Genomic DNA, 15,083 nt, shown 5'->3' with positions numbered 1-15,083 from the left:
CCAGCCTACCATCTAGGGGGGCAATAGGGGGGCAGTTGGTGCAAGATTCGATGCAAACCGGTGCACAGGCGTGCAAATGCCAACTTCAATATATTCAGGAACTTAGGACTATATTGTAATGCGATGAAACACCCTGAAATGGCATTCGGGGCGATTTACACCGAGAGGGTCGGCGGTTCGAACCCGTCGCCGCCTACCATCACCAAAAAGGCCGCCGGGCGAACTCGGCGGCCTTTTTGCTGCTCGGTCGAAACCTGATCAGAACTTGAAGCTGGCCCGCAGAAGCAGGGTGTAGCGGACATAGTCCTCGAGCAGTTCGGCGTCGCCGGTGATTGAGAGCAAGCCCAGATCATTGCCTACGTTCAGGCGGAAGCCAAGGATGGGGCCGCCGCCTTCGATGCTAGCGGGATCCAGGGTGAAGGCGTCGCCGCCGGAGGCGAAGCGGGCGATGGTCGAGCCAGCGTCGACCGAGAAGTTCTGGCGCCAACCGGCGCGGAGTTCAGGGCGAATCCAGCCGTCCTTGCCGAAGCCGTAGCCGATGTTCACGGCGGCGACGCCGGAGAACATGTGGCCGTCGCGTTCATCGATCTCGAGGTCGAAGCCGTCGCCGCCGCCTTTTTCAGTGCGGGCGTCTTCGCTCAGCGAGAAATACTCGCCGTAGATTTCGGGACGGATGTTCAAACGGCCGAAGTGGCGCTCGTAGGAGGCGCCGCCGGCTGCGGCCAGGGTGAAGCCGTGCCAGTCGGATTCATTCTTCAGGTTGAGCCCGTCGGCGACCAGCTTGCGGGTCGCGTTGAACGAGGCGTAGCCGCCAGCAGCGCGCGCCCATGTCGTCCAATATTGCCCCTGAGCCCGCCAGTAGAGGCCCAGCTCAAGCAGGTTGGCCGACAGGACCTCTTCTGCCGCAGCTTCGGGATCTTCCAGGTCCGACGAGGTGAAGGCGACAGAAAGCCCGACAGCCCCCATGCTGGTGCCGCGTTCTACACCGCCAGCGAGACCGAAGCCTTCCGAGCGGAAGCCGTAGGAGTCTGTCTTATCCTTGTCGGCGTAGAAGTTGATCTCCTGCACCCAGGCGCTGGTCTCGCCCGGGGTTGCTGAGGCGTTGCGGCCGGTCAGCGCGCGGGTGACGGCGTCAACGCCGCTGGCCAGGGAGAGCAGGGGGCCGCCCGAGTGATCAGGCAGCATCTGTTCGTAAAGGTTGAAGAAATCGTCTCGGCCTGTTTGTCCCAGGACGGCGTTCCGAATCGCTTCGTTCTTGTCGAGCGCCGCATAGATCGAATCATAGGCCGCCGCCTCGACATCGATCATGCCGGCTTCCTCGGCGGTGCGACGGCGGGCATCGACATAGACTTCGCCGGCCGCGATATCAGCGCCAGCCTTGACCACAAAGGCGTAGGGAGAGTTGGCCTGCACGGCGTCAGCGTCGATAGCGCCGACGTTGAGGGTATTGGCGTCGATGATGGTGAACCGGGTGGGGTCTTGCAGCAGGGAATTGAAACGAACGCCCAGTCCTGCGCCTGCCGCCAGATTGGCCGTTCCATCGACCTTGAAGCCGCTGTTCCCGCCTGCAGCAGGGTCGAGCGTAACGATCAGGTCTCCGTCAGCGCCGATGTTGAGATTGCTGATGGTGGTTACGCCGCTCTGGCGAGCGTCGAGCGTACCCTTTGAAATATCGATATCCAGCAAGCCGTCGGTGTTGCTGATAGCGCCGCGCACGATCGCACCGCCCGAAATCGATAGACGATCCGCGCCCGCGCCGAACGAAATGTCGCCCTGAACCACGCCGTTTTGAATGTCGAGGAGGTCGGCGCCCGATCCCAGCTTGATGTCGCCGTAAGTCGTGGGTTCGCGCGAATTCGGGACACCGTCGCCGTCCGTATCCGGGTCGGACGTCGTCGCCGTACCGGCAATGCCTTTCTGGGTGTAGGTGAAGCCAGAAGTGTTGGCGCTGACATCGATTGCCGTCGCCTTGCCGGTGATCGGATCGCCGGCGTCGTTCGGCGAAACATTGGCCTGGATGGAGCGAGTGTTCGTGATCGACGTCAGGCTGCCGCTCAGGTCGGCGATAGCGGTCGTGTTGCCCGTGCCGCCCCCCGTCGTTGCGGAGATCGTTCCGTCGTTGTCGATCGAGGCGACATTGGCGCCGGCTTCGATGCGGATGGCCGTGATCTGATCGGCGGCGTCAGTCGCGGCGGCCGCGCTGATGGTGCCCGTGTTGATCAGGGTCGGCGTGCTGGCGCCCTGGGCGAAGCGGATGGCGGTGGCGTCTGCGTTGTTGGCGAGAACGGCGACCGAGCCTTCGTTCCGGACGCCGCCCTCGATAGTCACCGCCTGGCCGCCGGCGACGCCAAACTGCAGACCTGTGGATGCAACGTCGTCATAGACGCCGATGCCGAAAATTTCGCCGCGGTTCACAAAGCCGTAGGCGTTGGATCCGGCGCCTGCGACGCCAAGATTGACGGTATTGTCCGTCGAGCCGATGACCACGGCCGGGGCGCCGCCATAGGAGGTGATCTTGGCGGCGGTTTCATTGGCGTCGGGAAGGCCATCGCCGTCGCGATCCGGGTCTTCACGATTCTTGACGCCGTCGCCGTCATCGTCCTCATCGCCGTTCTTGACGCTGTCGCCGTCGTCGTCGCCTTCAATACCCGCCGAGCCATAGGAGGGGGCGGCGTCGAACAGCACGCCTTTGGACGCGTTGGCCGTAATGCTCACCGCCGGACCGCCTTGCAGCAGATCGTCGGCGTCGAGGTTCTCGAGGAAGAGTGTTTCGGTTGGAACCGTGCCGCTGGTCGGCTTGTTCGCGGGACGGGTGGTGTAGCGGTAGCCGGTGGCCGTGACGGTTCCCTGGAAGTTCAGCCGACCATCGACGTCTCCGTCCACGGCGATCCCGACTGCGTTCTCTCCACGCGCCGACACCGACCCAAGGATGTTGACGTCGCCCGTCACCGGGCCTGAAATGCTGATGCCACGGGTGTCATTGCCCGTGACGGTGATCGTCCCGAAGCTGGTTAGCTTGCCCTCCAGAGGCGCTTCGAGCGAGAGGCCGTAGGAATTGTTGCCCTCAACCAGAATCGAGCCGCTGGATTCGACGAGGATATCGCCTGCTTTCGGGCTCGATCCGATGACGCGTACGCCATAGCGATTCTGGCCCGAGGCGAAGGGGCCGTCGGGGTCACCGTCTTTGTCTGTGTCGGTGTATTCGTCGATATCGTCCGTGAGGGAGATCGTGCCGCCGATGGTGATCGCACCGGTCGTTCCGCCTTGCGCCAAGACGCCGACTGATCCGTCCGCCGCCTTGGCCATCGAGATCGAGGAGCCGTTGTCCATATCCAGGCTATTGCTGGAATCGACGGTTACTGCGGCGCCGCTTGTGACGGAAACCGATCCTCCGCTGGAGATTCGGATATTGTCCGCGGCCGTGCCGGTTGCATTGGACGTCGTGATCGGCGTGGTCCGAGCCGTTGAAATCACGGTCTCCGACGTGGTCTGAGCCTGAGCGCCAGCGGCAACCATCAAGGGGGCGATCGCCACTGCGGTCGCAAGCAGAATACGCATTAGTTAGAAACCCCTCGTGGACACACGCGCAAGGACGCCAGCCGCCCCTCTATCAGGCTCGGCGACACCATGCCCCAAGTTTCTCGAATTTGAGGCGAATGCAAGGCCGTGCGTAACGCCGGCAAGGTGAACGGTACATGAAAACCTACGTTTCGCAGGGATGCAGCGCCGTTGATGAAAATGGATGCTTGAGCGGAGCAGTTTCCGGCGCTAGGGGCGATTCATGGTGAGTTCCAAACGTGCGCGTCGCAATCAAGGCCGAGCTAGTCGCATTGCGGCGTCAAGTTCTGGAAGGGCACATTCCATGAGCATGAATGACATCGACGTTCAGGAAAGCGAGCTGCGGCTTTTCCCTGGGTTGGATGAGGAAGTCGCCGAAACGCTCCGCCTGCTGAAAGCCTCTACGGTCGACCCGCGTCCGAGGCTGGTGGACACCACCATGTTGTTTGCGCCCCGCTCGGGCGGGGTGAAACGCTACCTGCTCTCGAAGAAGACCTGGCTCGAGGCAAACCGGCCCTCGGTGGCTCATACCCTGGTGGTGCCGGGCGCCAAGCATAAGGCGGGCGTTGACGGTATCGTCCAACTCCATGCCGCCAAGCTGCCTTTCGGCGACGGCTATCGCTGGCCCAGTTCGGTGCGGCGCTGGGGCGCCTGGGTGGCCTCCATGAACCCGGCGGTCATCGAAGCGGGCGATCCCTATACGCCGGGGCAGGGCGCGCTCGAGGCTGGGCAACGGGCAGGGTGCCCGGTCGTCGGGTTCTGCCACTCGGACCCGGCCGGATTGGCTGCGCTGCATTTCGGCGAATGGGCCAAGAAGCCGGTAGAGAAACGCTGGGCGAGGCTGTTTTCCCAGTTCGACCGCGTGGTTTCGCCCAGCCGCTTTATCGCCCGCCGCCTCGAAGAAGCGGGGGTGGGCGACATTGTGATCCGTCCCCTGGGGGTCGAGGTCGATACTTTCCGGCCCGATCGCCGCGATCGCGAATGGCTGCTGAAGAAGTTGGGCCTGGGGGCCGATGCGCGCCTGCTATGCTTCGCAGGGCGGCCGGCCAAGGAGAAGAATGTCGATGTCCTGATTGATGCGGTTCAGCGCCTGGGCGCGCCGTACCATCTGGTGTTGGTCGGGGCGGGGGCTGGCATGCCTCCGGAGGATCGCGTCATTTCTCTGCCCTATGAGAAGGACCCCAAGGCAGTGGCGCGGATCATCGCAAGCTGCGACGCCTTTGTTCACGCCAACGATAAGGAGCCGTTCGGCCTGATCGTGCTGGAGGCCATGGCATGCGGGAGGCCGGTCGTGGGCGTTGATGCCGGCGGGGTCGCCGAGACGGTTGATTCGAGCGTGGGGCAGTTGGCAGTTTCTGCCGATCCGGCGGATTACGCCGAAGCCATTGAAGCTCTGTTCGAGCGGGATATCGAGGCTCTGGGCCAAGCGGCCCGCACGAAGATGGTTGAGCAGTTCGCCTGGAATCGTGTTTTCGAGGATCTCGCGACGCTTTACGGCGAGTTGAGCGGTCGCTCGGAATTCCTGATGCCGCAGGACGTCGCCCCGCTAAACTAGGTCCGTCTAAAACGGGGCCAGTCAGTTGCACGATTGGGCTGCAACTCAGGTGGTCGAGCCTTGATCAGGACGCCAGCAGGGCCAGCAGGGCGAAGCTGGCCAGCCAGTGCTCGCCCATATAGTCGCCGGTGACGTGGGGCAGGGCGGCGTCGAGGTGAACAGCCGCCGCCTTTCTCCCGACGGTGCGGCGGGGGTCGGCGTCCGGCAGAGCGGCGACGATTTCGCGCCAGCACCAGCCTCGGCTCAGATTCAACCCGTCCAGATGGGCGATCTTGCCGTCCGTGCGGTCGCTGACGCGGGCGGGGGCCAGCAGGGTGGCTGGCTGACCTTCGGTCAGGCGCGGCAGGAAGGCGTCAAACCAGCCGCGGAACTCGGCCCCGGGCAGGACGCGCCGCATCAGCACCACCTCCATCAGGGCCGGCGACAGGAACTCGTCTTGCGACGGCTCCCAGGCCTGACAGTCGCGATCCTCGGCGTGCCAGCGCAGGGCGGCCGCGCGACAGGCTGCGGCCAGATCGGCGTCGTGGGCCTCGGCGTAGTCCAGCGTCAGCCGCAGGGCGAAGGCCGTGTTGTAATGCGTCCCGACGCGCACCGGATAATCGGCCAGCGGCAGGAAGGCCTTGAAGCGTTCGGCAAAAATCTGCGCCAGCGGGCGCAGGATCTCGGCCCAGCCGCGGCCTTCGGGCGTGTCGTGACGCTCCAGCTCGGCGGACAGCATCAGCAGCCAGGCCCAGCCGTAGGGACGCTCGAAGCCTCTGGCTTCGGGCCGCGCCAGATAGGCGGCCTCGCCCGCGAGCTTTTCAGCCGTGAACAGGTCGTCGGCCAGGGCGCGGATTTGCGCCGCTTCGGCCATGTCGGGATGCTGGCGATAGAGGGTGAACAGTGTCCACCAGCCGTGGACACAGGAATGCCAGTCGAAGCTGCCGAAGAAGATCGGGTGCATGTCTCGCGGGGTGCGGGCGTCCTGCGGTCCCGTCAGCACATGCATGATGTGGTTCGGGTATTCCCGCGTTACATGGCCGAGCGCCGTGGCGGCGAAGCGGGAGGCGAGAACAGCGTCGATCTGGGTCATGTCAGAACCTGAAGGCCAGGAAGTACATCAGCAGCATATTGGCCACGAGCATGATGGCGGCCGTGGGGATCTGGGCGCGGATGACGCCGTTCAAAGGCGAATTGCGGTCGGGTAGTTCCAGCAGGTTGGCCGGCACCACGTTGAAGTTGGCCGCCATGGGCGTCATCAGGGTTCCGCAGAAGCCGGCCAACATGCCAATGGCGCAGACGATGGCCGGATCGCCGCCGAACTGATGCACCACGATGGGCAGGCCGATGGCGGCGGTCATGACGGGGAAGGCGGCAAACGCATTGCCCATGATGATGGTGAACAGGGCCATGCCCGCGCAGTAGGCGAAGACGGCCAGGAAGGCCGAGGTCATGGGGATGACCCGCGCGATCAGGTCGCCCACCACCTGCCCGACATCGGCGGCCAGAAACACCGCGCCCAGCGAGGCCAGCATCTGCGGCAGAAGCGCGGCCCAGCCGATGGAGTCCATCAGGCGGCGCCCTTCCTGCACTGGGGCCATAACTGGAGGGCGGAACCAGACCATGGCCGCGACCAGGGCCACGACGCAGCCCAGACCCAGCGAGATCAGCGTCGTCTGCACCGGCGAAATCAACCAGGCCCCGGCGGGGGTGTGCTTGGCCAGCAAGGTGCCGCCGACGGCCACCAGAGGCACCATCAAGGCAGGGACGAACAGGGCGTTCTTCCAGCGCGCGGCGCCGGCCTGGCGCTGTTCGGAGGTGGTGGTGGCGGGCTCGCCGACGCCCAGCTTGCCCGAGGCTCCGATGACCACCAGGGCGATGACCAGCAGGCCGTTGCCCAGACCGCCCAGCCAGGAGCCGAAGAGCATCGACAGGGCGATCAGGCCCCAGAACAGGGCGCTGCGGAACCGCGTCGGGTTCAGCGGATCACGCAGGCTGAGGATGGAGAAGGCTGCGAACATCAGCCCCGTGGCGATATAGGCGTGCTCCAGCGTGATCATTGGCCCGTCTCCGATGCGTCATCGGCGACATCCGGCGCGGCCATGTCCTTCTTCACCTGCCGGTCAAACATCACCAGCCGCGCGCCGTGGACGATGAAGGCGATGATGGCGGTGGGGATGGCCCACAGGGAGACGTGCAGGGCCTCGACCCGGATGCCCGCCTGTTCCAGGAAGCCGACGATCAGGACGATGGAGCCGATGGCGATGAAGATGTCCTCGCCGAAAAACAGTCCGATATTGTCGGTGCCCGCCGCCATGCCGCGAATGCGGAAACGGGCCTTGTCAGTTAGGGGGCCATGCTGGGTCTCGGCGGCGCCCTCGGCCATGGGGGCGATCAGGGGGCGGACCATCTGCGGGTGACCGCCCAGTGAGGTCAGCCCCAGGGCCGAGGTCGCCTGACGCACCAGCAGATAGATCAGCATCAGCCGTCCGGCCGTCGCCGCCTTGACCTTGGTGACCAGATCACGCGCGCGTTCCTGCAGTCCCGCGCGTTCCAGCAGGCCGATCACTGGCAGCACCAGCCAGGTGATGTGGAAGTAGCGGTTGTCGTTGAAGGCCTGACCAAAGCGCGCAATCGTGTCGATCCCGGCGGTCAGCAGACCCTGCGCATCCACGCCCGGACCGACTGCCGCCAGCACCCCGGTGGCGATCGCGGCGACCAGAATGACCACCAACGGATTGATCCGGGCGACAAAGCCCCCGACCACGATCAGTATCCCAAAAAGCACCAGCATGGTTCGTCCTCCCCGACGAAGGGTTGCGCGGTTCGGTCGGCTCAGGAAGCGTCTTTTGCGCCGAAGCCGCCGCCGCCGGGCGTCTCGATGACAAAGACGTCGCCGGGGTGCATGGCGACCTCGGCGGTGGCGGCCAGAGCCTCGACCGCGCCGTCCGCCCGCTCGACCTGGTTGATCCCGACCGCGCCGGGTTCGCCGCCGGCGACGCCGAATGGCGGCACGCGGCGGTGGTTGGACAGGATGGCCGCGGTCATAGGCTCCAGGAAGCGCACGCGCCGCACCGTCCCGTCGCCGCCATGCCAACGCCCGTTGCCGCCCGAGCCGCGCCGGATCGAAAATTCTTCGAGCAGGACGGGGTAGCGGGTTTCCAGCACCTCGGGGTCAGTCAGGCGGCTGTTGGTCATGTGGGTCTGGACCGCGCTGGTCCCAGCAAAGTCCGGCCCTGCGCCCGATCCCCCGGCGATGGTCTCGTAATACTGACGCGCCTCGTCGCCGAAGGTGAAGTTGTTCATCGTCCCCTGGCTGGAGGCCAGGACGCCCAGCGCGCCGTACAGCGTATCCACCACGGCCTGACTGGCCTCGACATTGCCCGCCACGACCGCCGCCGGATAGCGTGGGTTGAGCATCGAGCCTTCCGGCACGATCAGTTCGATGGGCTTCAGACAGCCTTCGTTCAGCGGAATAGCGTCGTCCACCAGGGTGCGGAAGACATAGAGGGTGGCCGCCCGTGCAATCGACAGCGGCGCGTTGAAATTGGTCGGCAGTTGGTCGCTGGTGCCGGTGAAGTCCACGACCGCGCTACGGTTGGCGACGTCCACGTCGATGCGGACGCGGATGACGGCGCCGTCATCCATCTCATAGGCGAAGGCGCCGGGTTTCAGGGCGGCGATGGCGCGACGGACGGCCTCTTCGGCGTTGTCCTGAACGTGTCCCATGTAGGCGGAGACGACGGTGCGTCCGAACTCGCCGGTCATGCGGATCAGTTCATCGGCGCCGCGCGTGCAGGCGGCGACCTGGGCCTTCAGGTCGGCCAGGTTTTGGTCGACGTTGCGCGACGGCCAGGGACCGGAGGCGAACAACGCGCGGGTCTCGGTCTCGCAAAGCGTGCCGGCATCCACCAGCAGGAAGTCGTCGATCAGCACGCCTTCTTCGTCCACGCTGCGCGACGAGGCGGGCATGGAGCCGGGCGTGATCCCGCCTACGTCGGCATGGTGGCCGCGGGCGGCGACGAAGAAGGCGGGGACGTCGTCGCTGTCCAGAAACACCGGCATGATGACAGTGATGTCGGGCAGGTGGGTGCCGCCGTTGTAGGGGGCGTTCAGCATATAGACGTCGCCCGGCTTCATGCCGCGCCCGTCAGCCGCGTCGCTGCGCGAGGTGATGACCGTGCGGATGCTTTCGCCCATCGAACCCAGGTGGACCGGGATGTGCGGGGCGTTGGCGATCAGGGCGCCACCTGCGTCGAAGACGGCGCAGGAGAAGTCCAGACGCTCCTTGATGTTCACCGAATAGGCGGTGGCGCGCAGGGCCTCGCCCATCTGCTCGGCGCAGGCCATGAAGCGGCTGTTGAACACCTCCAGCATGATGGGATCGACGTCCGTGCCGATGGCGGTGCGGGCGGGCAGGGCGACGACCCGTTGCAGCAGCAGGTTGGCCGCGGCATCGACCGAGGCGCGCCAGCCCGGTTCGACCACGGTGGTGCCGGTGTCTTCCAGCAGGATGGCGGGGCCGTCCACGGCGACGCCGGGCGTCAGCACGTCGCGGTGATAGACGGGCGTGTCGCGGTCCTGGCCGGCCATGCGGACGGTCAACTGCACGACGGCGGTCAGTTCGGCGTTGCTGGCCGCGAGCGGCGACGTCGGGGCCTGATCCGAACGGCCGACGGCCTCGACCTCCAGCGTCTCGACCACCAGGGCCTTGCCGTCGGCGAAGAAGCCGAATCGGCGGCGGTGCATCTCTTCGAACGCGGCTGCCATCTCGGCGGCTGGACCGAACGGAACAACCAGCGGCGTGTCCGATCCGGCGAACTTGATCTCTGCGCGGGCCATGGTTGAGATGGCGTCGGCGACGAAGCCTTGGGCCTCCAGAACGGCGCGGGCTGCGCTGGCCAGTTCAGCGACGCGGTTGGCCAGCCCGGTGTCCTGATCGGCGCCCAGCGGCGCGGCGACGGTCGTCTGGCGGATGGCGCGCACCTCGGCCAGACCCATGCCATAGGCCGACAGCACCCCCGCGAACGGGTGCAGCAGCACTTGGGTCATGCCCAGGGCGTCGGCCACCAGACAGGCGTGCTGCCCGCCCGCGCCGCCGAAGCAGTTCAGCACATAGCGGGTGACGTCATAGCCGCGCTGGATCGATATGGAGCGGATCGCCTCGGCCATGTTCTGCACGGCGATGGTGACGAAGCCTTCAGCCAGGTCGCCCGGCGTGACCGCGCGGCCGGTCGCCGCTGCGACTGCAGCCGCCATCGCTTCGAACTTGGCGCGAACCGCCTCGACGTCCAGCGGTTGATCGGCGTGGGGGCCGAAGACGGCGGGGAAGAAGTCGGGGCTCAGCTTGCCCAGCATGACGTTGCAGTCGGTCACCGTCAGCGGCCCGCCGCGACGATAGGCGGCGGGTCCTGGCACGGCCCCGGCGGACTCCGGCCCGACCCTGAGACGCCCGCCGTCGAAGCGGCAGATGGAGCCGCCGCCTGCCGCCACGGTGTGGATGCTCAACATGGGCGCCCGCAGGCGCACCCCCGCCACCACCGCGTCCGAGGTCCGCTCATAGTCTCCCGCGAAGTGGGAGACGTCGGTAGAGGTGCCGCCCATGTCGAAACCGATGACGCGGTCGAAGCCGGCGGCTTTCGCCGTCTCGGCCATCGCCACCACACCACCCGCCGGTCCCGACAGGATGGCGTCCTTGCCGCGGAAGGCGTCGGCCGCCGTCAGCCCGCCGGACGACTGCATGAACTGCAAGGGTGTGGCCTCGCCCAGCTCGGCCCCGACCCGGTCCACATAGGCCCGCAGGATGGGCGACAGATAGGCGTCCGCGACCGTGGTGTCGCCACGCCCGATCAGCTTGATCAGGGCGCCGACCTCGTGACTGACCGACACCTGTTCAAAGCCGACCTCGCGCGCGATCTGGGCCAGCCGTTTCTCATGGGTGGTGAAACGCCAGCCGTGGACCAGGACGATGGCGACGGCGCGCAGGCCTGCGGCGTGAGCTGCGGCGAAGTCTGCCCGCGCCTTGGCTTCGTCCATCGGCCGATCCAGCCCGCCGTCGGCAGTCACGCGCTCGTCTATCTCGACGACGCGGTCATAGAGCTGATCGTTCAGCACGATGTGACGCACGAACAGTTCGGGGCGCGCCTGCCAGCCGATCCTCAGGGCGTCGCCGAAACCCGCCGTGATGGCCAACAGGGTCGGCTCGCCCTTGCGTTCCAGCAGGGCGTTGGTCGCCACCGTAGTGCCCATCCGCACCTCGTCGACCAGACTCTCGGCCAGAGGGGCGGGCGCGGTGCTGTCAGTCTAACGCTAAAGGTGCTCCACTTCGAAGGCTGCAAGCCATTGGTGGAGAAGGTGTTTTATGAAACCGCTATCGTTTAAGCGACACCGCTTTCCAGGCGAAGTGATCCGTCATGCCGTGTGGTTGTACTTTCGCTTCAATCTTAGCTTCCGCGACGTCGAGGAACTGATGGCGCAACGCGGAATTGACGTCAGCTACGAAACGATCCGGTGCTGGACGATCAAGTTCGGGCCTCTGATTGCACGGCGGCTCAAGAAGCGGAGAGTGCCTCCGACAGGCCGTTGGCATCTCGATGAAATGGTCTGCAAGATCGGAGGACGGCGCATGTATCTGTGGCGCGCAGTCGACGACGAAGGCGAGGTTTTAGACGTCGTTGTCCAGCGCCAGCGGGACACAGAGGCGGCTTTGAAGCTGATCAGACGTCTTTTGCGCAATCAACCGGTCGAGCCAGAAACCATCACGACGGACGGGTTGGCCTCGTACTGTGCGGCACTCGATCAGTTGGAACTGCGCCATCTGCATCGCCCTGGCAGGCTTCGTGACAACAACCGCGTTGAGAACTCACATCTGCCGATCCGACGACGGGAGCGGCAGCATCAGAGGTTCAAATCCCAAGCCTCAGCCCAGAGATTTCTCACCACCCACGCCGCGATCTACAACACCTTCAACTTCCAGCGCCATTTGATCAGCAGACCCACACTTCGTTGCTTTCGCGCTGAAGCGAATGCCGCGTGGGAGGCGGCCGTGGTCTGAAAATGAGCAGGGTAGGGATCTTTCGACTTCGCTCAGTTAACATGACAGCACCCCTGAGCCTAAGAGCTGCTCAAACAGGTCGGAAACCACTTAAGACCTGCTCAGCTCAAGGGTGCCACCACCGTCACGCGCGACGACGGCTCCCCCAGAAGGCTTTCACCGCGAAAAGGACGAAAGCACCCACGCCGACGGCGAACACCACGTCGCCCGGTACCCGTGCCCAGACCAGCCCCTCCATGATCGGATGGTGCATCAGTTCGGCCGAGCGTGCGGCGGCGTAGTTTTCGTTGAACGACACATAGGTCTGCCAGAGGCCCTGGGGCAGCAGCGACAGGAAAGTCATCATCGCCAGGCCGATGTTCAGGCACCAGAAGGCGATAGACAGCAGGCGCTGGTTCCAGATGCGGGGATTGGTCAGACCGCGCATGCAATAGAGCACCAGACCCAGGCCCAGCATGCCATAGACGCCGAACAGGGCGGCATGGCCGTGGCTGGCCGTCGTGTTCAGCCCTTGCATGTAATAGAGGGCGATCGGTGTGTTGATCAGGAAGCCCAAGAGGCCCGCCCCGACCAGGTTCCAGAACAGGACGGCGGCGAAGAAGCGGAAGGGCCAGTGATAGACCTCTTCCCACTCGTTCTGGCCCTCCAGCTTGGAGCGGTTGTAAGCCTCGAAGCCGACGACCGCGAGCGGGACCACTTCCAGCGCCGACAGCACCGAACCTAGCGCGATGACGCCGATCGGCGTACCGCTGAAATACAGGTGGTGGAAGGTGCCGAGCACGCCTCCGCTGAGGAAGACGATGGTGGCGACCAGAACCGCCGTAGCGGCCACGGAGGGGCGAACCAGCCCCATACGCACCAGCAACGCCGAGACGATGGCGGTCGCGAAAACCTCGAACACGCCCTCGACCCACAGGTGGACCACCCACCAGCGCCAGTATTCCATGATCGAGATGTGGGTCTTCTCGCCCCACATCAGGCTGGCGCCAAACAGCAGACCGATTGCCACGGTTGAGATGGCCACCAGCAGGATCAGAGACACGCCGCCCTTGCGCCGCAGCAGAGGCCACAAACCGCGAAGGACCAGAAGCACCCACAGCATCAAGCCGATGAAGAGGTAGATCTGCCAGAAGCGGCCAAGGTCGGTGTATTCGTAACCCTGATGCCCGAACCAGAAATTGGCGGTCAGGTTGCGGAAGAAGCCGTTGACAGCTGCCCATTGTCCGGCGAATGAGCCGACGACAATGACGAGCAGGCTGACGAACAGGAAGTTGACACCCCAGACCTGGAACTTCGGATCCTTGCCCGACAACAGCGGCGCGACATAGAGGCCGGCGGCGAGCCAGGCGACGGCGATCCACAACACAGCCAGTTGCGTGTGCCAGGTGCGGGTCACGGCATAGGGGAGGTATTCGGCGAAGGGCAGGCCGTAAAGGCCCTGTCCCTCGACCTGATAGTGGGCGGTAACGATGCCCAACAGAACCTGTGCGCCGAACATGGCGAGGACCAGCCAGAAATATTTGGCCGTGGCGCGCATCGAGGGCGTCAGCGTCAGCTTGTCCATGAAATCGAAGGTGGCGAAGCCGCCGTCTGGCGTGCTGTCGGCGCGCCAGACGTCGAACTCGCGCGCATAGAACCAGACCAGCGCGCCGATACCGCCCAGAAGGACGAGAATCGAGATGAGCGACCACAGCAGGATGGTGGCTGTCGGTTGATTTCCGACTAGAGGCTCGTGCGGCCAGTTGCTGGTGTAGGTGATGGTCTTGCCGGGGCGCTCTGTCGAGGCCGCCCAGGAGGTCCAAAAGTAGAATGCCGCGACCGCATGGGCGTCGGCGTCCGAGAGGCGCGTGTGGACCGGGAAGGCGTAGTCGACGCGCAGCTTCTGCGCCTCGGGGGTGCGCGCCTGATAAAGATCGCGGAAGTGGTTCTGAACCACGGCTATGGCAGCGGCGCGCTCAGGCGTGACCGTTACGGTACCCGTGGCCGGATCATAGGTGTTGCGCCGCATGTCGATGCGCAGCTCGGCCTCGTCAGCGGCTTGTTCTCGTAGCGTTAGACTGGCGAAGGAAGAAGAGCCTTCGGCGCGGGCGCGTATGTCCAGAAGGGCGCTGGCCTCGCGGTGCAGCCAGTCGGCGCTCCAGTCGGGGGCCAGATAACCGCCGTGTCCCCAGATCGAGCCCTGCTGCATGCCGCCCATGGCCTGCCAGACGTTCTGCCCTCTCTGGATGTCGTCCAGAGTATAAAGGGTCTGGCCTTGCGTTGTCTGAACCCGCTCGGGGATCGGCGGGGCCGCGTGATAGATCTCGCGCCCGAACCACAGCAGGGTTCCAAACATCACAAACATGCTGACGGCGAGGATCAGCCACAGCCGCTTTAGCGTGAAAAGGTGCGCGTACGTAGCCATGATGTCCCCCGATTCTCAATCATGTATCATCGTATATAACATAATTTCGCATACATTCATGTCGATCTAAGTGTTTACGGCTAGACCCGCGCGTTACGGCCAGACCTAAACCGACCCATGAAATGCTGCGGCCCCCATCGCCAGGAAGAGTCCGAATACCAGCCAGTCGTGAAGCACATGGGTGATCGTCGACGACCATATGCTCTTGGTGATGAGAAACGGGGCCGTCAGCACTAGGCTCAGGACTCATAGCCAAAAGAGCACTGTAGCGGCGAGGGCTATGGCGGAGAGGAAGACGTTCGGGCACCGATCATAACGCGTGGCAACGCGTCGCCAGTCTTTCAGGCGACCGAACATGATTTCGATGCGGTTTGACGCGACCCCCTGAAACTCCTCCAGGAATAGTTAGAGTCCGCCCTAACGTGATCCGCCCCCGTTTTCTGGAGCACCCGAGGCTAGAGTTTTCCGGCCCGAGTCAGGGTGACAGGCTGGCTATGTCACCCGGATTCATCAGCGTGATCGGCGTCTTGTTG

General features: G+C 64.7%; 8 protein-coding genes and 2 pseudogenes. 3 read left to right on the top strand and 7 right to left on the bottom strand.

The genetic code is table 11. The features are described from left to right. Window positions 1–258 precede the first annotated feature (258 nt). The gene (locus RTY13_RS10195) at window positions 259–3,330 is read right to left on the bottom strand and encodes an autotransporter outer membrane beta-barrel domain-containing protein (protein ID WP_312783171.1); all 3,072 of its coding nucleotides are present in this window, start codon (window positions 3,328–3,330) and stop codon (window positions 259–261) included. Between RTY13_RS10195 and RTY13_RS10190 the strand changes: the two genes are divergently transcribed. Beyond that, window positions 3,299–3,493 carry a hypothetical protein gene (locus tag RTY13_RS10190; protein WP_312783169.1) on the top strand — a complete coding sequence of 65 codons (195 nt, stop codon included), beginning with the start codon at window positions 3,299–3,301 and terminating at the stop codon, window positions 3,491–3,493. The genes RTY13_RS10195 and RTY13_RS10190 overlap by 32 nt on opposite strands. Before the next feature lie 369 nt (window positions 3,494–3,862). Further along, window positions 3,863–5,113 (top strand): glycosyltransferase, encoded by a 1,251-nt coding sequence (locus RTY13_RS10185; protein ID WP_312783168.1) that lies wholly within the window; start codon window positions 3,863–3,865, stop codon window positions 5,111–5,113. A gap of 64 nt (window positions 5,114–5,177) precedes the next feature. On the opposite strand, the gene RTY13_RS10180 is transcribed toward RTY13_RS10185, so the two are convergent. From RTY13_RS10180 to RTY13_RS10165, 4 genes and pseudogenes are all read right to left on the bottom strand, one after another. Further along, on the bottom strand, window positions 5,178–6,185 hold the full coding sequence (locus RTY13_RS10180; protein WP_312783167.1) for a DUF2891 domain-containing protein: 1,008 nt from the start codon (window positions 6,183–6,185) through the stop codon (window positions 5,178–5,180). Window position 6,186: 1 nt separating this feature from the next. After that, on the bottom strand, window positions 6,187–7,152 hold the full coding sequence (locus tag RTY13_RS10175; RefSeq protein ID WP_312783165.1) for a DUF979 domain-containing protein: 966 nt from the start codon (window positions 7,150–7,152) through the stop codon (window positions 6,187–6,189). Next, complete coding sequence (locus RTY13_RS10170; protein ID WP_312783163.1) at window positions 7,149–7,886, bottom strand: DUF969 domain-containing protein; 738 nt, start codon at window positions 7,884–7,886, stop codon at window positions 7,149–7,151. The genes RTY13_RS10175 and RTY13_RS10170 overlap by 4 nt, the downstream gene beginning before the upstream one ends. A gap of 41 nt (window positions 7,887–7,927) precedes the next feature. Then, a pseudogene (locus RTY13_RS10165) lies at window positions 7,928–11,356 on the bottom strand (hydantoinase B/oxoprolinase family protein); the annotation flags it as partial. A 97-nt stretch (window positions 11,357–11,453) separates the two neighbouring features. Here RTY13_RS10165 and RTY13_RS10160 point away from each other — a divergent pair. Next, the gene (locus RTY13_RS10160) at window positions 11,454–12,146 is read left to right on the top strand and encodes an IS6 family transposase (RefSeq protein ID WP_087141879.1); all 693 of its coding nucleotides are present in this window, start codon (window positions 11,454–11,456) and stop codon (window positions 12,144–12,146) included. A gap of 124 nt (window positions 12,147–12,270) precedes the next feature. Here the strand turns inward: RTY13_RS10160 and RTY13_RS10155 are convergent, their stop codons facing one another. Both RTY13_RS10155 and RTY13_RS10150 read right to left on the bottom strand, forming a co-directional pair. Further along, window positions 12,271–14,481: a nitric-oxide reductase large subunit gene (locus RTY13_RS10155; RefSeq protein WP_312783159.1), complete on the bottom strand. Its 2,211-nt coding sequence runs from the start codon at window positions 14,479–14,481 to the stop codon at window positions 12,271–12,273. Window positions 14,482–14,796: 315 nt separating this feature from the next. After that, window positions 14,797–14,922 (bottom strand): annotated as a pseudogene (locus RTY13_RS10150) (transposase); the annotation flags it as partial. Window positions 14,923–15,083 lie beyond the last annotated feature (161 nt).

It is taken from the genome of Brevundimonas sp., from assembly GCF_032055285.1.
Lineage (GTDB): Bacteria > Pseudomonadota > Alphaproteobacteria > Caulobacterales > Caulobacteraceae > Brevundimonas.
The sequence above is the reverse complement of the archived record's forward strand: the minus strand, read 5'-3'. Positions and strand labels throughout refer to the sequence as shown.

Coding starts and splice junctions, on each gene's coding strand:
- RTY13_RS10195 (WP_312783171.1), bottom strand. CDS start 3,330: ATGGACAACGGCTCCTCGATCTCGATGGCCAAGGCGGCGGACGGATCA.
- RTY13_RS10160 (WP_087141879.1), top strand. CDS start 11,454: ATGAAACCGCTATCGTTTAAGCGACACCGCTTTCCAGGCGAAGTGATC.
- RTY13_RS10155 (WP_312783159.1), bottom strand. CDS start 14,481: ATGTTTGGAACCCTGCTGTGGTTCGGGCGCGAGATCTATCACGCGGCC.
- RTY13_RS10175 (WP_312783165.1), bottom strand. CDS start 7,152: ATGATCACGCTGGAGCACGCCTATATCGCCACGGGGCTGATGTTCGCA.
- RTY13_RS10170 (WP_312783163.1), bottom strand. CDS start 7,886: ATGCTGGTGCTTTTTGGGATACTGATCGTGGTCGGGGGCTTTGTCGCC.
- RTY13_RS10185 (WP_312783168.1), top strand. CDS start 3,863: ATGAGCATGAATGACATCGACGTTCAGGAAAGCGAGCTGCGGCTTTTC.
- RTY13_RS10180 (WP_312783167.1), bottom strand. CDS start 6,185: ATGACCCAGATCGACGCTGTTCTCGCCTCCCGCTTCGCCGCCACGGCG.